Annotated in this window: 23 protein-coding genes; 13 read left to right on the plus strand and 10 right to left on the minus strand. The window is 62.8% G+C overall.

Features of this window, described 5'->3' with window-relative positions:
- On the plus strand, window positions 1–750 hold the full coding sequence (gene urtD, locus DS839_RS10230; protein ID WP_119270208.1) for an urea ABC transporter ATP-binding protein UrtD: 750 nt from the start codon (window positions 1–3) through the stop codon (window positions 748–750).
- On the plus strand, window positions 747–1,448 hold the full coding sequence (urtE, locus tag DS839_RS10235; protein ID WP_119270209.1) for an urea ABC transporter ATP-binding subunit UrtE: 702 nt from the start codon (window positions 747–749) through the stop codon (window positions 1,446–1,448). Before urtD ends, urtE begins: the two co-directional genes overlap by 4 nt.
- A 10-nt stretch (window positions 1,449–1,458) precedes the next feature.
- Here the strand turns inward: urtE and DS839_RS10240 are convergent, their stop codons facing one another.
- Complete coding sequence (locus DS839_RS10240) at window positions 1,459–2,721, minus strand: ankyrin repeat domain-containing protein (protein ID WP_119270210.1); 1,263 nt, start codon at window positions 2,719–2,721, stop codon at window positions 1,459–1,461.
- A 269-nt stretch (window positions 2,722–2,990) separates the two neighbouring features.
- Here DS839_RS10240 and DS839_RS10245 point away from each other — a divergent pair, with 269 nt between their 5' ends.
- Genes DS839_RS10245 through DS839_RS10260 form a run of 4 tightly spaced genes read left to right on the plus strand, consistent with a single transcriptional unit; the run spans window position 2,991 to window position 6,948 of the window.
- Window positions 2,991–4,112 (plus strand): ABC transporter substrate-binding protein, encoded by a 1,122-nt coding sequence (locus tag DS839_RS10245; RefSeq protein WP_119270211.1) that lies wholly within the window; start codon window positions 2,991–2,993, stop codon window positions 4,110–4,112.
- Window positions 4,113–4,120: 8 nt separating this feature from the next.
- Window positions 4,121–5,047 carry an ABC transporter permease gene (locus DS839_RS10250; RefSeq protein ID WP_368911443.1) on the plus strand — a complete coding sequence of 309 codons (927 nt, stop codon included), beginning with the start codon at window positions 4,121–4,123 and terminating at the stop codon, window positions 5,045–5,047.
- A 4-nt stretch (window positions 5,048–5,051) separates the two neighbouring features.
- Window positions 5,052–5,855, plus strand: a complete 804-nt coding sequence (locus tag DS839_RS10255) for an ABC transporter permease (protein WP_119270213.1) — start codon at window positions 5,052–5,054, stop codon at window positions 5,853–5,855.
- Window position 5,856: 1 nt separating this feature from the next.
- Window positions 5,857–6,948, plus strand: a complete 1,092-nt coding sequence (locus DS839_RS10260) for an ABC transporter ATP-binding protein (RefSeq protein ID WP_119270214.1) — start codon at window positions 5,857–5,859, stop codon at window positions 6,946–6,948.
- A 1-nt stretch (window position 6,949) separates the two neighbouring features.
- Here DS839_RS10260 and DS839_RS10265 read toward each other — a convergent pair whose 3' ends face one another.
- Genes DS839_RS10265 through DS839_RS10295 form a run of 7 tightly spaced genes read right to left on the minus strand, consistent with a single transcriptional unit; the run spans window position 6,950 to window position 16,723 of the window.
- Window positions 6,950–7,888 (minus strand): choline ABC transporter substrate-binding protein, encoded by a 939-nt coding sequence (locus DS839_RS10265; RefSeq protein ID WP_119270215.1) that lies wholly within the window; start codon window positions 7,886–7,888, stop codon window positions 6,950–6,952.
- 24 nt (window positions 7,889–7,912) lie between these two features.
- The gene (locus tag DS839_RS10270) at window positions 7,913–8,740 is read right to left on the minus strand and encodes an SDR family NAD(P)-dependent oxidoreductase (RefSeq protein ID WP_119270216.1); all 828 of its coding nucleotides are present in this window, start codon (window positions 8,738–8,740) and stop codon (window positions 7,913–7,915) included.
- A 7-nt stretch (window positions 8,741–8,747) separates the two neighbouring features.
- Window positions 8,748–10,328 (minus strand): ABC transporter substrate-binding protein, encoded by a 1,581-nt coding sequence (locus DS839_RS10275; RefSeq protein ID WP_119270217.1) that lies wholly within the window; start codon window positions 10,326–10,328, stop codon window positions 8,748–8,750.
- Window positions 10,329–10,356: 28 nt separating this feature from the next.
- Complete coding sequence (gene betC / locus DS839_RS10280; protein WP_119270218.1) at window positions 10,357–11,874, minus strand: choline-sulfatase; 1,518 nt, start codon at window positions 11,872–11,874, stop codon at window positions 10,357–10,359.
- 14 nt (window positions 11,875–11,888) lie between these two features.
- Window positions 11,889–12,383 (minus strand): acetone carboxylase subunit gamma, encoded by a 495-nt coding sequence (locus DS839_RS10285; RefSeq protein ID WP_119270219.1) that lies wholly within the window; start codon window positions 12,381–12,383, stop codon window positions 11,889–11,891.
- Between the two features lie 4 nt (window positions 12,384–12,387).
- On the minus strand, window positions 12,388–14,583 hold the full coding sequence (locus DS839_RS10290; protein ID WP_119270220.1) for a hydantoinase B/oxoprolinase family protein: 2,196 nt from the start codon (window positions 14,581–14,583) through the stop codon (window positions 12,388–12,390).
- A 10-nt stretch (window positions 14,584–14,593) separates the two neighbouring features.
- On the minus strand, window positions 14,594–16,723 hold the full coding sequence (locus tag DS839_RS10295; protein ID WP_119270221.1) for a hydantoinase/oxoprolinase family protein: 2,130 nt from the start codon (window positions 16,721–16,723) through the stop codon (window positions 14,594–14,596).
- Between the two features lie 107 nt (window positions 16,724–16,830).
- Between DS839_RS10295 and DS839_RS10300 the strand changes: the two genes are divergently transcribed.
- Entirely contained in the window at window positions 16,831–17,613 is a 783-nt protein-coding gene (locus DS839_RS10300) for a helix-turn-helix transcriptional regulator (protein ID WP_162918428.1), read from the plus strand.
- 3 nt (window positions 17,614–17,616) lie between these two features.
- Here DS839_RS10300 and DS839_RS10305 read toward each other — a convergent pair whose 3' ends face one another.
- Both DS839_RS10305 and DS839_RS10310 read right to left on the minus strand, forming a co-directional pair.
- On the minus strand, window positions 17,617–18,222 hold the full coding sequence (locus DS839_RS10305) for a gamma carbonic anhydrase family protein (RefSeq protein WP_119270223.1): 606 nt from the start codon (window positions 18,220–18,222) through the stop codon (window positions 17,617–17,619).
- 49 nt (window positions 18,223–18,271) lie between these two features.
- Complete coding sequence (locus DS839_RS10310) at window positions 18,272–18,628, minus strand: hypothetical protein (RefSeq protein ID WP_119270224.1); 357 nt, start codon at window positions 18,626–18,628, stop codon at window positions 18,272–18,274.
- A 160-nt stretch (window positions 18,629–18,788) separates the two neighbouring features.
- Between DS839_RS10310 and DS839_RS10315 the strand changes: the two genes are divergently transcribed.
- From DS839_RS10315 to DS839_RS10340, 6 genes are all read left to right on the plus strand, one after another.
- On the plus strand, window positions 18,789–19,958 hold the full coding sequence (locus tag DS839_RS10315) for an ROK family transcriptional regulator (RefSeq protein WP_368911445.1): 1,170 nt from the start codon (window positions 18,789–18,791) through the stop codon (window positions 19,956–19,958).
- A 151-nt stretch (window positions 19,959–20,109) separates the two neighbouring features.
- The gene (locus DS839_RS10320) at window positions 20,110–21,390 is read left to right on the plus strand and encodes an ABC transporter substrate-binding protein (RefSeq protein WP_368911447.1); all 1,281 of its coding nucleotides are present in this window, start codon (window positions 20,110–20,112) and stop codon (window positions 21,388–21,390) included.
- 281 nt (window positions 21,391–21,671) lie between these two features.
- Window positions 21,672–22,559 carry a carbohydrate ABC transporter permease gene (locus tag DS839_RS10325; RefSeq protein ID WP_119270225.1) on the plus strand — a complete coding sequence of 296 codons (888 nt, stop codon included), beginning with the start codon at window positions 21,672–21,674 and terminating at the stop codon, window positions 22,557–22,559.
- Window positions 22,556–23,386, plus strand: a complete 831-nt coding sequence (locus tag DS839_RS10330; RefSeq protein ID WP_119270226.1) for a carbohydrate ABC transporter permease — start codon at window positions 22,556–22,558, stop codon at window positions 23,384–23,386. Before DS839_RS10325 ends, DS839_RS10330 begins: the two co-directional genes overlap by 4 nt.
- 35 nt (window positions 23,387–23,421) lie before the next feature.
- Window positions 23,422–24,339 carry an N-acetylglucosamine kinase gene (locus tag DS839_RS10335; RefSeq protein WP_119270227.1) on the plus strand — a complete coding sequence of 306 codons (918 nt, stop codon included), beginning with the start codon at window positions 23,422–23,424 and terminating at the stop codon, window positions 24,337–24,339.
- On the plus strand, window positions 24,336–25,340 hold the full coding sequence (locus tag DS839_RS10340) for an SIS domain-containing protein (protein ID WP_119270228.1): 1,005 nt from the start codon (window positions 24,336–24,338) through the stop codon (window positions 25,338–25,340). The genes DS839_RS10335 and DS839_RS10340 overlap by 4 nt, the downstream gene beginning before the upstream one ends.
- Window positions 25,341–25,351 lie beyond the last annotated feature (11 nt).

Genomic DNA, 25,351 nt, shown 5'->3' on the forward strand with positions numbered 1-25,351 from the left:
ATGGACAAGGCCGCCAATTCCATCCTCTATCTCGACGACGTCAATGTCAGCTTCGACGGCTTCAAGGCGCTGAAAGCCCTCTCCCTCATCATCGAGCCGGGCGAGATGCGCGCCGTCATCGGACCGAACGGCGCCGGCAAGACGACGATGATGGACGTCATCACCGGCAAAACGCGGCCCGACACGGGGGATGTTCTCTTCGCCGAGACGCGCGATCTGACCCGGCTCGACGAAGCGGCCATTGCCGAGCTCGGCATCGGCCGCAAATTCCAGAAGCCGAGCGTCTTCGAAAGGCTCACCGTGGCGGAGAACCTGGCGCTGGCGCTCGCCGGCAATCGTTACGTGCGCGAGGCGTTGTTCTGGCGAATGTCCGCAGGCGAGAGGAACCGTCTCGATGAGCTTCTCGAGATCATCCGGCTCGGCGCGCAGAAGGACATGCTGGCCGCCCGGCTCTCGCACGGCCAGAAGCAATGGCTCGAGATCGGCATGCTTCTGGCGCAGGAGCCGAAGCTGCTCCTGGTCGACGAGCCTGTCGCCGGCATGACCGACGCCGAGACCGAGACGACCGCAGCCCTCCTCAAATCCATTGCCGGCGAGCGGTCGGTCATTGTCGTCGAGCATGACATGAGCTTCGTGCGCGAGCTCGGCGTCAAGGTCACGGTCCTGCATGAGGGCACGGTCCTGGCCGAAGGCTCGCTCGATCATGTGAGCGCCGATGATCGCGTCATCGAGGTGTACCTCGGACGATGACAGCCCTTGCGGTCACCAATCTCGATGTGTTCTACGGCGCCGCCCAGGCGCTGCGCGGCGTATCGCTTAGCGTCGAGACGGGAAAGGTCTGCTGTCTCCTCGGCCGCAATGGTGTCGGCAAGACGACGCTTCTGCGCACCATCATCGGTCAGCTCAAGCCGAGGCGCGGCCAGGTCATGCTGGAAGGCCGTGACATCACGGGCCTCAAGCCCTTCGAACGTGCCAAGAGCGGCATCGCCTATGTGCCGCAGGGCCGCGAGATTTTCCCCTTGCTGACCGTGAAGGAGAATCTCGAAACCGGTTTCGCCCATTTGCCGGGAACTCAGCGCAATCTCCCGCCCGAGATCTTCGAGCTGTTTCCGGTCCTCGCCACCATGCTGGGCCGGCGCGGCGGCGACCTTTCCGGCGGCCAGCAGCAGCAATTGGCGATTGCCCGCGCCCTGGTGATGCGGCCCAAGGTCATCGTGCTCGACGAGCCGACGGAAGGGATACAGCCTTCCATCATCAAGGATATCGGGCGCACCATCCGCTTTCTGCGCGAGCGCGGACAAATGGGCATCCTCCTGGTCGAGCAATATTTCGATTTCGCCCATGAGCTCGCCGACACGATCGCCGTCATGACCCGAGGCGAGATCGTCGTCTCCGGCGCCGCGGCCGATCTCGAGGCCGCGGCGATCACGCGTCATCTCACGATCTGACAGCGCAGGCTCAGCCGCTGCTCTCCTCCAGCGCTGTCCCATCGGCAGCTCCCGTCGCCTCGCTGCCCAGGCGCAGCCGGTGGCCATCGAGGTCCTCGACATTCATCTCGCGCAGACCCCAGGGGAAATTGGTGGGCGCCTGGCGGATGATCGCGCCACTCTTCTTATAATCGTCGTGTAGCGCATCGACGTCATTGATGAAGATCGAGATCCATGTGCCGGAAGCGCCTTGCGCGCCTTCGCAAAGGAAAATCCGGACCGAGTCGCGGAAGACGCAGCCGAAAGTGGGTGGCGTGCCCCAGTCCCATTCCTTGTGGAAACCGAGCTTGTCCACATAATAGGCGATAGCGGCGGGGACATTCTTCACATTGAGGATCGGCACGGCGGAGTCGAAACGGTTCTCGCTCTGCTCGGTCGGATGAGCACCGGCCTTCACCAGATAGTCTGCGATCCGCCTGTCCGTCTTCGCCGAGGCGTGATTGAGCGGCGTCCTGCCGCGGTCATCCTTGGCGTGGGGATCGGCCCCGAGCTCGAGAAGCAGGTCCACCATCTCCGGCCGGTTCTTGCACACGGCGAAATGCAAGGGCATGCGGCGATTCTCGAAACGGCTCATCTGTTGGCCGAGCACTCTTCTGTCCTTCGCGACAAGGCTGCGCAGCAGATCGGCGCGGTCGAGCGCGATCGCGGCAAAAATCGTCGGCCTGGCGCCATGCGCCAGCAGATAGTCGGCAACGTCCCGATTGATCCTCTGAAAACTCGTCGCCCAGCCGATCACATTCATTTCGTGATCGTCGCCCTCGCCGTCGACATCGCCGCCCACGGCGATGAGGCGCTTCACGACATCGAGATGTCCCCCGCTCGCCGCCCAATGCAACGCATAGGCCTTGTCGAACTTATCGCGCCGGTTCACGTCGAAGCCGAGCCTGAGCAGCAGATTCACGCAATCGAGATGGCCGCCCTGCGCGGCAAGATGCAGAAGCGGCATGCTCCATTGCCCGCCGGTGATCGCGATCTTGGCCGGATGCTCGGCGAGCAGGCGCTCGAGCTCGCTTGCTTTGCCATTCACCGTCGCAGCGATGATCTGGCCGTCGATGCTCACCTTGTCGACATGCGCCTTGAGCGCGCGCCAGCTCGCAAAGCCATAGTCACGCGCAAGGGCGAGCTGGGCTTCATGCAGCTTGGCGTCCGGATTGCCGGCGCGCAATGCCTTGAGCCGCTGCTTGGCGGTCTTCTTCAGCCAATCGAGATCGGGTTGTGCGGGAAGCGTCGTCATTGAACACCTTCTTTCATGAGGCCCGCTGTCCGCGGCTCGGGCCGGAAAGAAGATGTGGATCACATCGAAGATGGAGGCGGGTTCAACCCTTCACGCGGACCGTCGGTCGCCTGCACGACCGTGCCCAGACTAAAGGCAAGCAATAGCGAAAGTCAAACAGGACCTTCCCGCGTTCGCTATTCGCACGTGCTGCGGACAATCTGTTCATATGCTAAGGAAATGGCGGGGTGCCCGTGAATCGTAGAAAAGAGATAGGGGAGAGGAACATCATGCAGCGCATCAAATTCATCGACAGAATGGCTTCAGGAAAGCTCAGTCGCCGTGCCATGTTGCGTGGGGCCAGCGCCTTCGGCGTCGGCCTTGTCGTGCTGCCGCGCTTGCCGCAGGCCGCCGAAGTGCTCACTTGCCTCGAATGGGCGGGCTACGACGCGCCCGGTTATTTCACGAGCTATGTCGGCAAGCATGGCGGCGCGCCGAATTTCTCGATCTTCTCGGGCGAGGAGGATGCGCTCGCCAAGGTGCTGGCCGGCTTCAAGGCGGATGTGATGCATCCGTGCAATTATTCGGTGAACCGCTTCGTCGATGCCAAGGTCGCGAGCGAGATCGACACCGCGAAGCTCTCGAACTGGAAAGACGTCTTTCCCGCTCTGCAGACGGCGAGCGGCGTGGTCATGGGCGGCAAGGTCGTCATGGCGCCTGCCGACTGGGGCAATTCCAGCATTGCCTACCGCACCGACCTCGTCGATGCCGATTTCGCGAAGAACGAAAGCTGGAGCATTTTCTACGACGACAAATACGCCGGCAAGGTATCCATGACCGACAACGAGGTCGCGATCGCCATCGGCATGATGACGACCGGCGCCAAATATGAAGACGCAGCCCAGGTGACCGGCGAGACACTCCTCGCGGCGGCGAAGAATTGGGGCGTCAAGGCGGTGAAGAACAGCCGCTTCCTGTGGAACGATCCTTCCGAATTGCAACAGGCCTTGGCCTCGGGCGAGGTCGTCGCCGCCTATGCCTGGAACGACGTCTACAGGAACGTCAAGCGCGAAGGTGTTCCCATTGCCTATGCCAAGCCCAAGGAAGGCTATTTCACCTGGTTCTGCGGCTTGACGCTGCTCAACACCGGCAAGGCCGATCCGGCCCTTGCCTATGATTTCATCGATGCCTGGCTTTCGCCCGAAACCGGCAAGCTCTTGATCGACGAGTCGGGCTATGGCCATGCCAACATCAAATCCTTCGCGCTCGCCGACAAGCAGGCCGTCGCCGATATGGGGATCACCGATCCGGCCGAGCATATGAAGAACGGCACGCTCTTCATCCAGGTCAGCGATGCCGTGCAGAGCGAATGGAACAAGGCCTGGGGAGACGTCAAAGCGCTCAAGCAATAGAGCCCGCTTTGCCTCGCCTTCCTTCAACGGCGCCGCCCTGGCTCATCGGCTATGGCCTCCTGTCGCCCGCGATCGCCATCATGACCGTCATGATGGCGGCACCGCTTCTCGCCATGGTGGTCTTGAGCTTCTGGACCCAGACCGGCTTCGACATCGACCGCAGCTTCACGCTGGCGAACTACTGGACCCTGGTCGAACCCGCCTCGGAGCCCACTGTCTGGATGGGCGTACCCTTCCCGTTGGAATATCCGGTTCCCGCCATCCTGCTGCTCAAATCCATCGTCATGTCGCTCATCATCACCATCGCCGTCATCGCGATGGCCTATCCGATGGCTTATTTCCTGGCCTTCCGCGTCACGCGCAGCAAGGCCTTGTGGCTCGTGCTCCTGACCATTCCCTTCTGGACGAGCTATCTCCTGCGGGTCTTCGCCTGGAAGATCGTGCTGGGCTTCAACGGCGCCATCAATTCGGGGCTGAAATCACTCGGCCTCATCGCCGAGCCCCTGTCCTTTCTCCTCTATAATCCGCTGGCGGTGATGATCACGCTTGTCCATGCCTGGGTCGCCTTCGCCGTCCTGCCGATTTACGTCTCGCTCGAGAAGATCGATCGTTCCCTGCTCGAGGCGGCGACCGATCTGGGCGACAGCCGGTGGCGGCGCTTCATGCGGGTCACGCTGCCGCTCTCGGCCCCTGGCGCTATTGGTGCCGCCCTTCTCGTCTTCATCCCTACTGTCGCCGACTATGTGACGCCGACTCTCGTCGGCGGCCCCGGCGGCACGATGATCGGAAACCTCATCCAGGAGCTGTTCCTCAAGCAGAACAACGCGCCTCTGGGCGCCGCCGTCGCTTTATGCATGATGCTGACGGTCGGCGCGGCCGTGGCGCTTTTCCTGTGGCTCATAGGCTTCCGCCGGCTCAGATCGCGGACCGGGTGACTGCATGAGATCCCGATCCCGCCTTCTCTTCTTCTATGCCGCTCTCTTCCTGCTGTTCCTCTATGGCCCGATATTGCTGGCGCCGTTATTCTCCTTCAATGACAGCACCTTCGCCACCTTCCCGCTCAAGGGCCTGACCTTCCGCCACTATGCCGAGATGGCCCGGAATACCGGCCTCCTCCAGGCCCTGCGCAACAGCCTGATCGTCGCCACGGCAACGGCGGTCATCGCCACCGCCGTCAGCCTGCCTGCCGCCATCGCCCTGACGCGTTACAAGCTCCCCGGCGCCGGCGCCATCCTCACCGCCATGTCGGCGCCGCTCATCATTCCCTCGATCGTCTTCGGCGTGGCGCTTCTCATCATCATCCTGCGCTTCCTCGACCTGGAGCTCAGTTTGTGGACCATCGCCGCGAGCCATGTCTTCATCTGCATTCCCTTTGCCATGACGGTGCTGATGTCGAGGCTCGAGGGTTTTGACAAAAGCCTCGAGGAGGCATCCCGCGATCTCGGCGAAGATGCCTGGATGACGTTTTTGCGCGTGACGCTGCCGCTGGCCAAGTCCGGCATCGTTTCGAGCCTGCTGCTCTGCTTCGTCACCTCTTTCGATGAGTTCGTGCTCGCCTTCTTCCTGTCCGGTACCGAGCCGACTTTGCCGGTCTATCTGTTCGGCCAATTGCGCTTTCCCAACAAGCTCCCCGGCATGCTGGCGCTCGGATCCACTATCCTCTTCTTCTCGGGCCTCATCGTGATACTGGCCGAGATCCTGCGCCGCCGCGGCGTCCAGTCCAATTCCCCGGGAGACATCTGACATGGCTGAGAGTGGCGGCGATGTGATCGATATCCGTGGCGTCTCCAAGCATTTCGGCACGGTGGCGGCCGTCGACGGCGTCTCCTTCTCGATCAAGCGCGGTGAGTTCTTCTCTCTCCTCGGCCCATCGGGCTGCGGCAAGACCACTCTCCTGCGCATGCTGGCGGGCTTCGAGCATCCGACCCTAGGCGAGATCCTCATCGACAGCCTGCCGATGACCCATGTGCCGGCTAACAAGCGCCCCACCAACATGGTGTTCCAGAGCTACGCCATCTTTCCGCATCTGAATGTCGAGGAGAATGTCGGCTATGGCCTGAGGAACCGTAGGATGAGCAAGGACGAGATCCGCGCCAGCGTTGCCGCGGCCCTCGAACTGGTGAAGCTCGGTGGATTGGGCAAGCGCGGCGCGCATCAGCTTTCCGGCGGCCAGCGCCAGCGCGTGGCGCTCGCCCGCGCCTTGGTCTGCCGGCCCAAGGTGCTGCTGCTCGATGAACCCTTGGGCGCCCTCGACAAGAAGCTGCGCGAGGAGATGCAGCTCGAACTGCGCCAGTTGCAGCGCAATGTCGGCATCACTTTCGTATTCGTGACGCATGACCAGGAGGAGGCGCTGACGCTGTCGGACCGCATCGCCGTCATGTCGTCCGGCAAGGTATTGCAGATCGCACGCTCGAACGATCTTTATGAGAACCCGAATTGCCGCGAGGTGGCCGAGTTCATCGGCAACATGAACCTGTTCGAAGGCAAGGTCGCTTCCTTCTCGCAAGGCAAGGCCGCGATCGACACGACCGCCGGCCGGTTCGTGGCCCCGACGGCGCAGCCGCTCACGACGGGCGTGCCGGTCTATCTCGCCGTGCGCCCTGAGAAGCTGATGCTCTCGGTCGAAAAGCCGGCAGCGGATGTCAATGCGGTCAAAGGCCGGATCATGGCCGAGACCTATCTCGGCGCTCGCCGCCAGTTTCTCGTGAAGCTCGACAGCCAGGCGAAACCGGTCACAGTTTCGCAGCAGATCTCGGGAGCTGAATCGCATGTCCCGGCGAGCGGCGAAGTCTGGGTTGCCTGGTCTCCGCCGCTCGGCCGGCTTCTGACGGAATAGCTTAGAGGCCGAGCTTCGTTTTGACCGCCGCTGCGGCGTCACCGCCATCGAAAGTCGTAACCCCGGCAAGCCAGGGCGTGACGGCATCGGGATGCTTCTTCAGCCACTCGCTCGCCGCCGCCTTGGGATCCTTGCCTTCATCGAGGATGGCGCCCATCATCTCGTTCTCCATATCGAGCGTGAAGCGCAGATTGGCGGCGAGCTTCGCCGCATTGGGACATTCCGTCCCATAGCCGCTGCGGATATTGGTGAGCACCTCGGCGCCGCCGTAATTGGGACCGAAATAGGCGTCACCGCCCGAGAGATAGTCGATCTTGAAGCGGGTGTTCATCGGATGCGGCGCCCAGCCCAGGAACACGATCCACTTCTCCGCTTTGACCGCGCGCTCCACCTCGGCCAGCATCCCCTGCTCGGACGATTCGACCACCTCCCAACCCTTCAGGCCGAAATCGCCTTTGCCGATCATGTCGAGGATCATCCGGTTGCCGTTGTTGCCGGGCTCGATGCCATAGATCTTCTTCTCGAAGCGGTCGGGGAATTTCTGCAGATCGGCGAAATCCTTGACCCCGGCATCGGCGACATATTTCGGCACCGCGAAAGTATATTTGGCGCCGGTCAGATTGGTCGCCACGACCTCGATCGACTTGTCGTCGAGATAGGGCTTGCGGTCGGCTTCCATGCTGGGCTGCCAGTCGCCCAGATAGACATCGACATCCTTGTTCTTCATGCTCGCATAGGTGACCGGGATCGACAGCACCTGCGTCTCCGGACTGTAGCCCAGCGCTTCCAGGATGACCGAGGCGGTGGCGGTGGTCGCGGTGATGTCGGTCCAGCCGACATCGGAGAAGCGCACCTTCTTGCAGGTTTCGCTCTCGGCGGCCAGCGCATGGCTGGCGCAGAGGAGGCTCAATCCGGCGCAGGCAAATAGAAGTCTCTGCATGTTTCTCTCCCTAGTTGTTGTTTGCTACCAGAGTGCACCCCCGGTGATCTGGATATTCTCCGCGGTAATGCCGCGCGCTGCATCGCTGCACAGGAAGGCGGCCAGCGCCGCGATCTCCTGCGGCTGGATGATCCGCTGCTGCGGATTCTGTTGGGCGATATCGGCCATTGCCTCTTCCAGCGTCCGTCCCTTGCCCTCGCGCGCGACGACCTGGGCCACATTGCGGCGCATGAGCTCGGTCTCGACCCAGGTCGGGCTGATCATCACGCAAGCGACGCCATGCGGCGCCCCTTCCAGCGCCACGCAGCGCGTGAGGCCGAGCAGGCCGGACTTGGAGGCGCAATAAGCCGGATTGTCCTTCCAGCCGACCGTTGCCGCGGTCGAGCCGATGTTGATGATGCGGCCCCAATGGCGCCCGATCATGCCCGGCAGGAGCTTGCGCGTCATGCGGAAGGCGCCATTGAGATTGGTGTCGATGATCTTGAGCCACAGCTCGTCCGAATGGCCCGAGACCGGCTGCTCGGCAGTCGTGCCCGCGGCATTCACCAGTATGTCCGCTGGCCCGCAGGCTTTGTCGGCGGCGGCGATGAACTCATCGATCACCTTAAGGTCACGCACATCGAGATGACCGGCGAAGACCTTGGCGCCAAAATCCTGCAGCGTCTCGCGGACCGCGGTGATCTCTTGCGGATCCGGATAGGCCGCGGCATCGCCCCGCCGCCCGCTCGCTTCACTGACATAGGAGCCGACGGCGACATGGGCCCCGGCCTCCGCCAAAGCCTTGGCGATTTCGAGCCCCTGTCCCGTCAGCCCGCCGGTGATGACGGCGCTGCGCCCCTGCAGCGGCTTCATGCCGTCCTCATGCGAACCACCAGCGTTGCGCGATCTTCATGCCGTCGACATCGTAATTCGGCGCGACCGGGCCATGCGCGAGCTTGTCGGAATGGACATTGACCAGGTTGTTGAACATGAGAACGAGCGCGCCGCCATCCTCGGCCACGAGGTTCTGCAGTTCGGCATACATCCCCGCGCGCTTGTTGGCGTCGAGTTCCGAGCGCGCCGCCGCCAGCATCTTGTCGAAACCCGCATTCGACCAGAAGGTGTCGTTCCAGGCCGCACCCGTGACATAGGCCGTCGTGAACATGGCATCGGCCGTCGTGCGGCCGTTCCAATAGCAGAAGCACCAGGGCTTCTTCAGCCAGACATTGGACCAGTAGCCGTCATTGGGCTCACGCACCACGTTGATGTCGATGCCGGCCTTGGCCGCCTGCTCCTTCATCAGCAGCGCCGAATCGACGGCGCCGGCAAAGGCGGCATCGGCGGTCGAGAGGTCGACCGCCAGGGATTGCAGCCCTGCCGCCTTCAAGTGGAATTTAGCCTTGTCCGGATCGTAGGCATGCTGCTCCTTCGGATCCGCATGGAAGGGCACGCCCTTGGCGAGCGGGTTGTCGTTGCCGATGGTCCCGTGGCCGAGCAGGATCTTGTTCACCAGCTCCTGGCGGTCGACGGCATATTTGAGCGCCAGCCGCACATTCTTGTCGTTGAAGGGCGCCACGGTGCAGTTCATCGGCGCCGTGTAATGCGCGAATCCGGCGATCTCCGAGACCACGACGCCCGGATTTCTCTGCAGCATGGGCAGCGTCTTGAGGTCGGCGCGGTCGGCGAAATCGATCTCGCCGGTGATGAGCGCGTTCATGCGCGCCGCGACATCGATGATGGACAGGACCTCGATCTCGTCGAAATAAGTCTGCCCGTGATAATTGGCGTAGCGCTTGCCTTCAAAGCGCGCGCCGGGCTCGTAGCGCGATTTCACATAAGGTCCGGTGCCGATGCCGGACTCCCAGTCGACCTTGCCGTCGGCGGCCGGCATGATCGGGATATGGAAGTCATAGGTCACGAAGGGAAAGTCGGCATTGCCGTTGGACAGCGTGAACACCACCGTGTCCTTGCCATCGGCCTTCACCTCGGTGAGATCGGCCAGCAGGGGCTTCGCCGCCGACTTGGAGTCGGCGCCCAGATGATATTGGAACGACGCGACCACGTCATTGGCATCGACGCTCTTGCCATTGTGGAACTCCACACCTTTGCGCAGCTTGAACACCCACTGTTTCGCATCGGGTGAGGATTCGAAGCTCTCGGCGAGATCGGGAACGATCGTGCCGTCCGCCGTGACGTCGGTCAGGCTCGAGCGCAAGGCGCCCCAGGCGACGACCTGGTTGAACGTATCGGGAATGCTGCCGGGATCGAGCGTGTCATTGGTGGAACCGCTGCCGAGCCCCATGCGGAACCGCCCGCCCTTCTTGGGCTCGGCCCGCGCCATGGCGGTGAACAGGCCCTCGGCCGCGGCCACTGTGATGCCGGCGGCGATAGCCTGCTGGATGAATTCGCGCCGCGACAGGCGGCGTGTTCTGGTGAGCGTCTTCAACCGGTCAAGCGTCATCTGTTTCCTCCTGTTGTCTGTCGTTGACTCAATCGCGCAGTAAATCTCTCTGTTCGGCTTCATGATAGGACCGCGAGCCCCGGTAATAGCGCTTGGAGGCGTCCTGCCAGGGCTGGTAGTCCCAGGGCGTGACCTCGCCGACTTTAAGCGCCTGATAGACCAGGCGCCGCCGGCGCTGGCTGCGGACGATCTCGTCCTTGAGCTTGCCCAGATCCCAGCGCCGCGCCAGTTCGGCGCGGAAATCGGCGATCACCGGCGCATAGGCCGGATCCGCCGCAAGATCGGCGATCTCGTCGGGATCCTGCTCCATGTCGAAGAGCTGCGGCGGATCATGCTCGACGAAAGTGAACTTGTAGCGGCCCTTGCGGATCAGCACATAAGGGGCCGCGACCCCTTCCGACATGAGCTCGCTCACGGCGACGCGGTCCGCATCGTCCGCCGTGAACAGCGGCAGCAGGCTCTGGCCGTCGGGCGGGTCGGGATAGCCCGGCCAATTGTCGCCGGCGGCGATCTCGACCAGGGTCGGCAGGATGTCGACCAGCGAGCAATTGGCCTTGATGCGGTGCGCCTTGCTGATGCCAGGCCCCGCCATGATCAGCGGCACGCGCGCCGACCAGTCATAGAAGCTCATCTTGTACCAGAGGCCGCGCTCGCCGATCATGTCGCCGTGATCGGCGCAGAAGATCACGATCGTGTCGTCCAAGAGCTTCGAGCGCCGCAGGGCGTCGATCACCTCGCCGATCCGCTCGTCGACATAGGAGATGCTGCCATAATAGGCATGCCGCGCGGTGCGCACGTCCTCCTCGGTGATGCCGATATCGCCGCGGTCATATTGCTCATAGAGGCGCCGGCTGTGCGGATCGCGCTTCTCCGGCGGAATGAAGGGCACGCGCGGCAGGTCGATCTCGTCATGGCGATAGAGGTCGTAGAAGCGCTTCGGCGTGACATAGGGATCATGCGGATGGGTGAAGGAGCTCACCAGCAGGAAGGGCCGCTTGTCGGGATCGCGCGCCAGGTCGAAAATCCAGCGCGAGGCGCTATAGGCGACTTCCTCGTCATAATCCTGCTGCAGCGAGCGTTCGGCTATCCCTGAATTCTTGACATTCTTCATGTCGTGGAACCAGTCCATGGTGCGCCATGGATCGTCCCAATCCGCCGTCCAGTTGAAATCCGAGGGACAGATGTCGGTGGTGACGCGCTCCTCGAAGCCGTGCAGCTGGTCCGGCCCGATAAAATGCATCTTGCCGGAAAGGCAGGTGCGATAGCCGAGAAGGCGCAGATAATGCGCGAAGGTCGGGATGTCCGAAGGCAGCTGCGCGGCATTGTCCCAGGCCCCGATGGTGGAGCAGAGCCGCCCGGTCATGAAGGCAAGCCGCGCCGGCGCGCAGAGCGGGAAGTTCGAATAGAAATTCTCGAACACCGTCCCGCGTCCGGCGATCCCGTCGATATGGGGAGATTTGACCAAAGAGTGACCATAGGCCGCGAGCGCCCGCGCGCTCATCTGATCGACCATCAGGATGAGGATATTGGGCCGTGCCTTGGTCATGCGCTCTCCTTGTTCTAGGGGTCCTTAAGCGGTTTCTTCAGCCAGTCGCGATAGAAGCCCTCGAGATCGGGCTCGAAATCATGCACGATCGGATAGCCCGGCGCCGCCGCCTCGACCTCATGCAAAGTGCCGCAGCTCGGACAGATGAATTCGCGGATCTCCATCCATTGGGGATCGGGAATGTCGCTGTTCGGATAGATCTCGGCCAGCGCTGTCTCGCTGTTGCGGACATGGATATGCGCTGCAAGCTTCCAATTCTTGCGGTAGTCGCCGAAGCAATGGCCGCATTCGCATTTCGTCACCCGTTCCTCGCCGCTCTGGCAGATGAACAGATGGTCACTGATCGGCAGCAGGATGGGGTCCTTCCAGCGCACACGGTCCTGCAACACCGCCACATAGGTGAAGAAGCGGGTGTCGTCCTTATAGGCGCTCATGATCCGCTTGGTCTGGCGCCAGGGCAGCGTGCCGGCCACGAGATCGCTGATGACGTCCTTGCTGTATGAGGTCATGGGCCTACTCCGCCGCCAGGGTGAATTGGGGATCGAGCTGCCAGAAGTCGCGGAACTCCCTGGCGAAGCGCGGTGAGAGCTTCATGGCGCTGGCATACATCTTGCGCACTTCCGGCGCGAAATCCTGATCCGCTACGCGCTTGCGCTCAGCAGCGATCCACGCCGTCACCGGCACCGCCTTCTCGAGCCGGGCCTTGCGCATCTGGGCGCGGCGCTCATTCGTCGCCTTGAGATCGGCGACCGGATAGCCGTCATCGTCGTCTTTCAGGATGATGCCGAAGACCTGCTCCGCCGCCTCGCGCGTGAGGAAGCCGTTCTCGACGTCCGATGCGGTCTTGACCGGATCGCGCTCCAGCACATCGCCATAGCCGCCGCCGCCATTATAGGAATGGGTGAAGATATCGCCCGATTTGTGCGGAGCGGTGATATAGGGTCCTTCGACGATCTCATGCTTGCCGCCGATGCGCTTTTCGAGCTCGGACTTATGCGGATCGGTGCCCGGCGCATGCGCCAGCGGCAGCCTTTTCTCGGCCAGCTCCTGGATATTGGAATTCCGCACCACGCGGTGCTTCTGGCAGGTGGGTGCGGGATAGCCGCCGCACATGCCGGCATTATCGAAGACGCGCGAGGAATGTTCCGAGGTGACGAGGCGCAGATGCGCCGTCTTGTTGATGAGCCAGGTCGAGACGAAGGAGCATCCGCCGCGATATTTGCCGGCGCCGCCCGAATTGGCAACGATGGAACGGCCGATATAGACCATCGGCATGTTCTGTTCCCAGATCTCGATATTGCCCATGTCGGATTCGGGATTCCAGCCGACATAGGCGGTATCGAGCCCGTCCTTGATGGCAAGCGCGCCCGAGCCCGCCGCCGCGCATTCGAAATGGGCCATGCCGAAGGGCGTGCCATACTGGCTCTGACCGCCCATCTCGATCATCGGGCTGTTGACCTGGCCGACGAACACTTCCTCGATGAAGCCGCGGGCCAGGAAGCCGCGCGACAAGAGGCGCTGGAACACGCCATAGGCGGGCAGCAGCAGCGCCCAGGAGGTCGCGGTCGCCACCATTTCATTGTCGGGATTGGTCCAGGTGCCCTCGGGCAGCTTGAGCTCGGTCGCCATCCAGGCACCGTCATTCACCAGGCCCTCGAAGTTCATATGCTGGGTCAAGGTCACGAACATGCCGCCATCCATGCCGGCGGGCGTGCAGTTCATCGAATGGTAGCCCCAGGGCTGGGTGCCCTCGAAATCCATGGTGATCTTGCCGTCGGTCGTGATCTCCATCTCGATCGGCATGTTGTAGAGCCAGTTCGGATCGCCGAGCGGCTGGAAGCCCGGCTTGCCCTCGGTGACATGGCCGTAGAAAGTATGGCCGCGATATTTGCCGGGCACGGTGAGCTGGCGCGTGCGGGCAAGCTGGGCGCGGCGCCCCTCTTCGATGAACTCCTTCGACACCCGCATCCAGTAATCGAGTCCGACTTCCTCGATCAGGCTTTTGACACTTTCGCGCATATCGATGCAGGACGCGACCTTGGCCTTCTCGTCCAGCACCCAATAGATCGGCATGCGCAGATTGCGCTCGCAGCGGATGATGTAGTCGCGGCGCAGTTCGTCATTCTCGCCGACCTTCTCGGCGCAGACGAAGAGCCCCTCGGTGAAGCGCTCCTGGGCCAGGCACACATCGCCGCCCGGCGTAATGCCGCCCGCTTCGAGCTCATGGCAGACGGCGCCTGCCCAGCCAACGAGCTTGCCTTCATGGAAGATCGGCACGACGTCCATGACGTCCGGCACCTGCACCGTACCGATGAAGGCATCGTTATTGGCGAAGATGTCGCCGTCGCGGATGCCGGGATTGTCCTCATAGCCGTTGCGGATCATCCATTTGATGAAGCGGCTCATGGTGTGGACATGGACCATGATGCCGTTGGAAAGCGCTATGGCATCGCCTTCCGGCGTATAGATCGCGACCACCATCTCGCCCACTTCGCGCACGCCGGGCGATGCCGAGATGCGCCGCGCCATCTCGCGCGCCGAGACGCAGAAAGCCCGGAGCTTGGTGTGCAGCGTCTCGAATTTGAGCGGGTCGCGGGCGCGCAGTTCGAGCTTGGTGATGCCGTCGTAGCAGCCCGTCTCCTCCATCAGCCGCTCGGAGTCGATGAGCCGTTCACGCAGGCGCGAAGGAGAAGCTGGCCGGTTCAACATGGGTCTCTCCTTAAGCGTGGCTGTAGTGAAGAAGGGTCCACTCATCGATCGTCACCCGATCCTTTGGATGGACGACGAGCGTGGTAGCGGGATGTTCGATGATGGCTGGGCCGATGACCTCATGGCCCGGCTGCAGAAGGTCCATCTCATAGAGATCGGCTTTGTGCCAGCGCCCGCCGATATAGGCTTCGCGCACGCCCTTGTGGGCGGATGCCGGATCGGACTTGCCCATCGGCCGCTTGACCAGCACCGGCTTCACCTTGTCGGCGGTCGCGATCAGGCCGAGCTCGGTGATCGAGAAGCCGGCTTCGCCATAGCGCGAGACGCGGTGATTGACCTTGGCATAGACGGTTTCGAATTCGGCGATCACGCGGCGCATGTCGTCGGCCGATGTGACCGCGGCCAAAGGCGCCATCACCTCGACATCCTCGAGCTGGCCGGTATAGCGCATCATGAGGAAGGGCGTGGTCGTGATCTTCGCGCGCGCATGACCGTCGGCGATCATTTCCTCGACCGCGGCCTTGGTGAGATCGGCCCAGACCGTGCTCACCCGGGCGCCGAAGGCTTCGAGCGCCGCATCGTCCGCTTTCGCCTGAATGTCGATCTGGGTCGAGACCGAGTGGCGGCGCATGTAATCGGCCGTGGTGCAGCCGAAGGCCGAGAAGGCGGCGGCGAACTGGAAGGTGATGATGTCGCGGAAGCCGATGCCGCGCGAGCAGCCGGCGAGGTGCAAGGGGCCCGAGCCGCCATAGGAGAGAAGCGTGAATTCGGAAGGATGGATGCCCTGCCCCGAGATCACCCGGCGCAGCGCGTTGTTGGCGTCGGTCTCGAGCATGTTGATCATGCCCTCGGCCGCCTCTTCGAGGCCGACGCCAAGTATGTCGGCGCATTTCTGCTTGAAGGCCTGGCGCGCCTTCTCGACCTTGAGCTTGACCTTGCCGCCGAGGAAGTAATCCGGATTGAGGCGGCCCAGTATGGCGTCGCAATCGGCGATGGTGGGCTCGGTGCCACCCTTGTCGAAGCAGATGGGCCCCGGATCGGAGCCGGCGCTTTCGGGACCGAGGCTTACTTTCCGGGTCAGGGGATCGACTTTGAGGATCATGCCGGCACCGGCGCCGATCGTGTCGAGATGGAGCGTCGGCACATTGAGCTTGAAGCGGTCCATCAGGGGCTCGTTCTCGATCCGCGTCTGGCCGCGGGTGATGACGCCCATGTCGAAGGAAGTGCCGCCCATGTCGGAGCAGATGAGCGAGTCGTTGCCGATGAGCTTGCCGACATAGGCGGCCCCCAATATCCCGCCGATGGGGCCTGAGATCATCGTCTCATGCAGCCGCGGATGGTTGATCGAGGTCAGGCCGCCGAAGGACAGCAAGGTCTGCACGCCGTATTTGAAGCCATATTTGCGCGAGGCGTCCTCGATGCCCTTGAGCTGGCGGCGTCCGCGCGAGGTGGCATAGGCCTCGATCAGCACGCTGTTGAGCCGCGACTGCTCGCGGATGACCGGGCGCACCTGGTGGCTGGCATAGACCAGGATGTCGGCTTTGGCTTTGGCGATCTCGTCGCGGCAGATCTCGGCGATGCGCCTCTCATGCGCCGGATTGACATGCGAGAAGATGGTCATGATGCAGATCGCCTCGACCTTGTCGCGGATCAGCGCTTGCGCGGCCTCGACCACCTCATGCTCATAGAGGGGAAGGACGACATCGCCGAACTGGTCGATGCGCTCGGTGACGCCATGGGTGCGGCGCCGCGGCACCAGGGCGTCGGGATGGTGATGGGTTACGGCATGGAGCCGGTCGGCATAGGAATAGTCGGCCCAGGCCTGAAGCCCGCGGCCCATCAGGATCATGTCCTCGAGGCCCTTGGTGGTGATGAGGCCGAGCTTGCGTCCCGTGCGCGACAGGAGCGTGTTGATCATGCCGGTGCCCGAATAGAGGACGACATTCACGCCCGAGAACAGGTCGTCGAGCGAGATGCCCCAGGCCTCGGCCGCATCCGCCGCTGAGGCGATGAAGCCTTCCGCCTCGTCGCGCGGTGTCGTCGCCGACTTGCCGATCTTGAAATGTCCGTGCTGGTCGACAAGAATGGTATCGGTCATGGTGCCCCCGGCATCGATGCCGATCACGATGGGATTTTCCATGGCCAGACACTCCATTGGTCTTGATTTCGGGCGTCAGGCTATTGGCCGAGGGGGAGAAGCGCCATATGCCAAAAGACACAATGACGGCCGGGCCGAGCGAGGCTCGAATGGATGACGTTATGGCCGACTTCTGGCAAAGCCTGGCGGAGGCGATCGCGGCGACCGGCAGCGCGGAGCATGTCGATCGCCTGATCGATGTCATCGGCTCGGCCGTTGCCCATGACCTCATCACCGTCACGCGCTATTCGGCGACGAGCAAGCCCGAATTCGTCAAGCATCGGCGCTTTTCCGACGAAATGGTCCGCCGCTATCTCGAAAGCTACTATGTCTACGACCCCTTCTATGCCCGCTGGCGCGAACGGCGGCAGCTCGGCATCGTGCCGCTCAAGCATCTGGCAGACGAGGATCTGAAGCGCGGCAAATATATTGCCGAATTCCTGGCCCAGTCGGAGATCTGCGATGAGGTCGGCATCCTGCTCGAGGACGGCGGCGACTGGTGCCTGGGGATTTTCCTCGACCGTGCACATCAGCCCTTCAAGGATGCCGAGATCGCCCTCCTGGTGCAGCGGCTCCCCGTCTTCGCCGCTCTGCATGCCCTGGACATCAAATCGCGCCAACCGGATTTCCGGCGGACCACGGCGCCTTTGGGCAAAGGTGGCGCGCCGCAGCGCGAACCGCGTATTCCGGAGGGTCTGTGGCCCGAGCTTTCCGCACGCGAGAAGGAGCTCGCCGAGCTCATCTTGAGCGGGCATCCCACCGCGACGATCGCCGAGCGCCTCGGCATCACTGTCGGCACCGTCAAAAACCACCGAAGGCGCATCTATGAGAAGCTCGACATCACCACCGAGCGCGAGATGTTCCTGCAGTTCTTCCAGTATCAGGCCGGATAGGGTTCATGTCTCAGTGCGGCGGTCATGCGCGTGCCCGGCGAGCGCTCCGGAGAGGCGCCTCGTCACCTCGACCATCAGGTCGGGCGTATTGCGATCGAGCCCATAGACCCATTCCGGAAAATTGAGCGGCTTCTGCACGGCCCAGATTTCGTCATGCCGGTCGGGAGACAGGATTTTCGCCGGATCGCCGACGGCCACCCAGCCGATCGGCACCATGGCGCCGGCCTCGAGTCGCGTCCGCAAATGCACGATGGCATGCACGCGTATCTCCGATCCTGCCCCCACTTGTGCGCCGTGGAAGATCGCAGCCCCGGTCGCGACGAAGACTTGGGCACCGAGCACCGCGCCCGTGACATGGGCATTGGGGCCGATCAAGCAATGATCGCCGATGCTGCAAGGGTGGCGCGGGCTCGCCCTCACCACCGCATTCTCCATGACGATGCAGTACTGGCCGATCGTGATGGTGCCTCCGCCCTCCCCGACGATGCGGGCGCCATGCATCACACGTGCGCCCGGCCCGACCGTTACATCGCCACAGATCGTCGCGTCGGGCGCGACCCAGGCCGACGGGTCGACTTGCGGAGATTTGCCGGCATGTTCGATCAACATCGTTCGTTTCCTTTACGTGGGGGCATGCATGCCCTCGCGGCCAATAGCTTTACCCTTTCAATATCCTTTCGATATCCCTTTCAAATACCCTTTCAATAGGGTTGCGTCGGGCTTTTTCGTGAGAGAGCTTGATAGCCATCATGACGGCCCGCTCGAAGTCGGGCGAGCGCTTGCGCGCAGGGATGTCGAGCGCGCTTACCGCAGGCCGCAGGAAGCCCGCTTTGTGGCGCAGCAGTGGGGCCTCCCGGCAACAGGCGCTGAGCTCATGCAAGATCGTCAGGATGGTTTCGACGATAGTGGTGAAGAACGCCGCGATCGTCGCCGCGTTCAAGGCGTTCTGGTCATGTGACGGTTCCATTTTGGGGAGCGAATTAAAAAGCAACGTGCCCGGATCAAGTCGGGCCATGAACTTCGGGCACACTTTCCAATTCTGATATTTTCCAAACTACGCTTTGGCCCGCGATGTCAAGGGCAGCGCTTCAGGGGGCAGAGTCCTGTTGCTGTTTGCTCTATCAAATCGCTTCCTGTATGACGTTAGTAAGGTCACTTAACTTACAAGGTATCGCGTGAAATCAGCCACGCTCAGCGAAACCGACATCCGTGCCGGATTCACCGCGAGCGCCCGCGCGGTGTTCCGCAAGCTGTTCGCCGACGGCCCGGCGACGCGGCCTCAGCTCTGTGCGGCGCTCGATCTGTCGCGTCCGACCATGTCGTCTTCGATCGCCGAGCTCGACCGCGTCTTCTATGTCGAGAAGATCGGCGAGATTCAGGGCGCTCTCGGCCGCAAGGCCGGCATGTACAGGCTGGGTCCGGGGGCGGGCCATGTCATCGCGGTCGATGCGGGCTCGACCCATGTGCGCCTCAGGGTCTCGACCCTCGACAAGCGCTTGCTGCATCATCGCGTGTATCGTCTCGCCTCCCACCAGCGGCAATTGAGTGACGAGATCAGCCAGGCGGTGGCGGATGAGGTCGAAGCGGCGCGCGCCTTGACCGAGAAGAGCTGGGGCAAGTTGCGGGCGCTCGGCATAGCGCTTCCTTCGCGCGTGGTGGCGGACGAGGCGCAAAAGGCCGAGACTGGCCAGGAACGGCTCTTCAGCCATTTTACGCCGCCCAAAGGCATTCCCCTGCTGCTCGAGAACAATGTGAATTGCGCCGCGATCGCCGAGCAAAGCCACGGCATCGCCAAAGGCCGCAGCGATTTCGCCTATGTGCAGATCGGGGTGAAGATCGGCGCCGGCCTGGTGCTGGGCGGAAGGCTCATCCGCGGCAAGAGTGGCGGGGCGGGCGAGATCAGCCACCTCCCCTATCCCTGGGCGCCGGGCCTCACGCCCGAAAATGTCGCGCTCGAGAATTATATCGGCGCCGATGCGCTCCTCGCCCGCGTGAAGGCCGCCTGGCCGAAGCGCGGCAAGCCGCCCGCGGACACGGCGGAGCTCTTCGCCCTCGCCGAGCAAGGCAATGAAGCGGCCCTCGATCATGTCCGCCGGCATGCCGAGGATGTCGGCGCCATCGTCGCCGCCTGTGTCGGGCTCATCGATCCGGGGCTCATCGTGCTGGGCGGCGGCATTGGCGGCAATGCGCTGATGCTGCCCTTGATCCGCGCGACGGTGAACCGGCTGAGCTATCCGACCGAGATCGCTGCGAGCGTGCTCGGGCCCGATGCCACGGTTCTCGGCATCGAGAAGATCGCCGCCGACCACGCCTGCGAGCTGCTCGTCGGTTCCCTTCCGGCCTGATCCCGTTACCTGTCGGCACATGCGAAAGACGATTTGCCCCTTGCGCATCCTATTTTGTTTGTTAAGCTGCCTAACTTAATGAGGCCGCGGCGTCGGGAGCTCGGATGCCGGCATTCGGCGTTGAACCCATGAGCTATCACGGGAGGTTTTAATGACAAGAAAAACGATGCGTTGGGCGGGCAAGGCGTCGCTGATGGCGCTTGCCCTTGTTATGACCATGGGCGGCGCGCGCGCCGAGGACCCGGTCACCCTCGAATACTGGGTCTATTCCGATTTCGCTCAAGGAGAGGCGCTCAAGCTGCAGCAGGCCTTCATTGAGGAGTTCAAGGCCAAACATCCCAATGTCACGATCAACATCACCGGCAAGGGCGATGACGACCTGACCACGGGCCAGGTCACGGGCGCGGCGAGCGGCACGCTTCCCGATGTATTCATGAACGGCGTCGCGGTCGGGGCCCAACTCGTCGAAGCGGGCGCTCTCAACAACATCTATGCCGACTTCATGGCCATGCCGCAGGACTATCGCGACAGCTTCGACCCGGCCCTGATCGCCATGTGCACGCCCAAGCCCGACACTATGTATTGCCTGCCCTATACCGGCTATGGCTCCTTCATGTTCCGCAACCTGACGGTGCTCGAGGAAGCCGGCATCGATCCCGCGAAACCGATCAAGGACTGGGCCGACTGGCTCTCGCAGATGGAGAAGATAAAAGCCAAGGGCAAATTCGCCGTGCCCGACCAGACGCAGACCTGGCAGTCGATCGTCGATACCTATGCCGGCGTCGCCACCAAAGATGAATGGGGCGTCGATTTCGCCGCCAAGAAGACGAAGATCAATCCGGAGAAATATGCGCAAGCCCTCCAGATGTTCGTCGATATGAAGCCCTATAACAGCGGCACCAGCCGCAACGACCAGGCGACCAAGGACCTGTTCATCTCGAACCAGCTCGCCTTCCATCTGGTCGGCCCGTGGGTCAATCCGACCTATGCCGAGGCCGCCAAGACGTCGGGGCTCAAATATGATTTCGTGCTCTCGCCCGGCAAGACGGAAGGCGATTATGCCGGCATCAAGGGCTATGAGTTCATCGGCGTGGCGCCCGGCAAGAATGCCAAGCTCGCTTTCGAATTCGCAAGCTATGTCACCGCGAAGGAGCAGATGCTGCGCTGGGCCAAGCTCTTGTCGCGCTATAATGCGAGCGCTGCTGCCATGAGCGATCCCTCGCTCGCCGGCGATCCCTTGATCGCCATCACCAACAAGGCCGCCGCCAAGGCGATCGACGGCATGCCGCCCTATTTCGTCGGCGCCTATCCGAACTGCTATCGCTCGATCCTGGGCGACAATGCCCAGGCCGCGGCCGACGGCAGCATCACGCCGGCAGATGGCGCGAAAGAGCTGGTGAGCGAGCTCAACGAGTGCCTTGCGGGGAATTGACACAGATCCCCTCTCCCCCTGCGGGGGACACGGCTGTCGCATATGAGGATTTACAATACGCGAGACATCTCCAGAATTTCCCCCTCTCCCGTTGCGAAGCGATGGGAGAGGGTGCCCGAAGGGCGGGTGAGGGCTCTTTGTCTCGGCAGGGGATACTCATTGAGATCGTTGAACGCTGCACGAAAGAGCCCTCATCCGGCCTTCGGCCACCTTCTCCCACGCTGTGCGCGGGAGAAGGGAAACGATGGAGGAGCTTCAGTGATAGTCAAACACTGCGCTGCATGATCGAGAAGAAGCACATACCGCACCTTCTGATGGTGGCGCCCTTCATGCTGCTCTTCGCGGTATTCTTCCTCTATCCGATCGCGAGCGGCTTCTTCTACAGCTTCTTCGACTGGAACGCGACGACGTCTCGGCACTTCGTGGGTCTTGGCAACTACCAGAAAATCATTGCCTCGCGCGACTTCAGCAAGGCAATGTGGAATCTCTCGACCTACATCGTCATCACCGTGCCGCTCGGCATCGTGACCGCCTTCTGCCTGGCGCTCCTCGTCAACAGCTTCAGAGGCTTCTGGTCGAACTTCTTCCGCAGCGTCTACTTCATGCCGGTCATCCTGCCGATGTTCCTGGCGGCCACCATCTGGCGCTGGATCTACACGCCGAATTTCGGCCTCCTCAACATGATCCGCGGCTGGTTCGGCCTGCCGTCGGTGCAGTTCCTCAACGATACCTCGACGATGCTCTATTCGCTGATCGCCGTCGATGTCTGGGTCTCGGCCGGCTTCAACATGGTCATCATCCTGGCCGGCCTCAAGAACATTCCCGCCCAGTATTACGAGGCAGCGCGGCTCGACGGCGCCAACAAGCTGCAGGAGGTGTTCCACGTCACCATCCCGATGCTCTACCCCGTGCTGTTCTTCGTCACCACCTATGGCGTGATCTCGGCGCTCCAGGTCTTCGATATGCCCTGGCTTCTCGCCGGCTCCTCCTTCTCCGACTATGGCGGGCGCCAGAAGGCCCTGCTCTTCCCGGTGATGGACATGATGGGCCGAGGCTTTGGCGAGCTCAAATTCGGCCAGGCCTCGGCCTATGGCTTCATCCTCACCGCCATCATCGTGCTGGTGACCGCCGCCATGTTCGTCTTCCGCCGCAAGGACTACGACCGATGAGCCTCTCCGCCTGGACAGTGCTCAAATGGATCGTCGCGATCCTGATCACGATCGTCGCAGTCTTCCCCATCGTCTGGATGGTGAACGTCGTCTTTGCCGAGCCCGGCATTCCCGTCTCCATCAATCCGCGGCTCTTCCCGACATCATTCAGCTCCGGCATTGCCAAGATCCAGATGATATTCACCGAGACGCCCTATTTGCGGGCCTATTTCGTCTCCATCGCCTATGCCCTGCTGACGATCGTCGGCGTGATCCTGGTCGGCTCCATGGCCGCCTTCGAATTCGCGCTCTTCGATTTCCCGGGCAAGAGCTGGATGTTCGCCATCGTCATGCTGTCGCTGATGGTGCCGACGGCGGTGACGCTCATCCCGACCTATCTCCTCACCGCCGATCTGGGCTGGCTCAACACCATGCAGGGCCTCGTCGTACCGGGCCTCGCTTCCGCCTTCGGCCTCTTCCTGCTGATCCAGTTCATGAAGTCGTTGCCAAAGGAGATGATCGAGGCGGCGCGGCTCGACGGCGCCAATCATTTCCAGATCTATTGGCATATCGCCTTGCCGCTGTCGCGCAATGCGCTGGTAACGCTTGCCATCCTCACTTTCATGAAGACCTGGGGCAATTTCATCTGGCCGTTGATCGTGGCGCCGAGCCCGCAACTCTATACCGTGGGCCAGGTGGTCGGCCTCTTCAACGCGCCCTTCTCGCATGTGACGGTCGATGTGGTCATGACCGCCAATCTCCTGGCGGCATTGCCACCTCTCATCTTCTTTCTCCTCTTCCAGAGGCAGATCGTCGAAGGCATCGCCATGTCGGGGACCAAGGGATAGCCGGAACAGACAACAAGAGCAGCCGGAGACGTGAAGTGACTGTATTGCGCGTAGGGATCGATATTGGCGGCACCAAGACGCATATGCGTGCGGCCGGCGCCGGCGCTCCCGCTGATCTCATCCTTCCGACAAATGACTGGCGGGTGCGCGAGTGGGAGAAGGATGCCATATCTCTCTTGGAGTTTGTCCGGCGTTTCGCCGGCAAGGACGATATCGCCGCCCTGGCGATCGGCGCGCATGGCTGCGACAGCCAAGCCGAATGTGATGCGTTCGAGCGGGCGCTGGCGCAGCATGCTTCGTTCCCGGTCCGGGTGGTCAACGATGCCGAGCTCCTGCCGGCGGCGCTCGGCCTCGAGCACGAGATCGGCCTGGTCGCGGGCACGGGCTCGATCGCCGTCTGCCGCTCGCCCGCGACCGGCATGCTGGTGGCGGGCGGCTGGGGCTGGGTGATCGGCGATGAAGGAAGCTCGGCGGGCCTCGTGCGCGAGGCGGCGCGCGCCATCAGCCTCCATATCGACAAGGGCGGAGCCGAGGACGAGCCTCTGATCAACGCGCTCATCGCCTCGCTCGGCATCGACAATGCCGGCCGCATCGGCCGCGCCATCGTCAAGCCGGGCGGTGCCGCGGAGCTCGGGCGCCACGCTTATGCTGTGTTCGAGGCGGAAAAACAGGGCTCGCTGCTGGCGCGCCAGGTCATCATCGAGGGCGCCCGGCATCTCGTCGATCTGGTAGCGCGCCTCAAGGCCAATGGCGCTCAGGCGACGATCGTCGTCGCGGGCGGCGGCGTCATCGCCGGCCAGCCGCGCCTGGCCGATGCTTTCCTCGACGAACTCGCCCGGCGTTTCAACGGCGAGGTGACCGGGCGGATCTTCGCACGATCGCCGGTCGAGGGCGCCTGCCGCCTCGCCGAGGACCTCTCCCCCGACCTGAGTAAACTGGAAAGACAATCATGAGCTATCGTTCGACCATCGCCCGCCAACCGGAATCGATCGCCGCCTGCCTTGCGGCGGCGCAGGCCGAGGTCGCAACCCTCGATCTTGAAGGGCTGGCCTCCGGCCAGATCGCCGTCACAGGCATCGGCGCGAGCTTCGCTGCCGCGACCGTGATCGCCGGCGAACTGATGCGCCGCGGCCGGCGCGCGGTCGCCATGCGCTCCGTCGACCTGATCGATGCGAAGGATGCGGCGGACGCCATCATCGCCCTGTCGCATCGTGGCCGCAGCGTCGAAACGGTGGACTCGCTCAAAGCCCAAGCCACGGCAGCGAAGCTCGCCATCACCAATGACGGAGCGAGCCCTCTGGCCCAGGTCGCGGACCGTCATATCCGTCTCGACAATGGATCGGACGCGACGCCGTCGAGCACCGGCTATACCGGAACGCTCGCCGCGGCGGCGGTTCTCGCCGAACGTTTATGCGGCGCGACCGCCACGGACTGGCAGGGTCTGCCGGGGACGGTCTCTGAAACCCTGGCCCGCGCCCAAGAAAAAATGCCGCGCCTCGGCAAGCTGTTCAAGGATCGCCGCGCCATCGATTGCGTCGGCGCCTGCTCGTCGTTCGGCACCGCCGATGGCGCATCCCTCCTCATTCGCGAGGCGGCGCGCATCCCGGCCGCAGCCACCGACACGCGCCATTACCTGCATGGGCCGATGGAGGCGATGGACGATCGCACCGGCGTGGTCGTCTTCGGCGACGGGCGCGAGGTGGAGCTGGCGCGGCAGTTGAACAAGATCGGCTGTCCGGCGCTCCTCGTCACGGCGAATCCGGATGTGGAGGATGAAGGCCTGCTCACCGTCATCCAAGTGCCGGCTCAGGAGAACCGCATCGTCCGTGGCATCATCGACATTCTTTCAGCCCAGCTCCTGGCGTCCGAGCTTTCGGATGCGGCTGGCCTCACCGACACGAAATTCCGCTATCCGCAAACCGATACGAAGCTGAAGCCCACAACCGCGAGCTAAAAGTGGTCCGC

Source organism: Taklimakanibacter deserti, assembly GCA_003574785.1.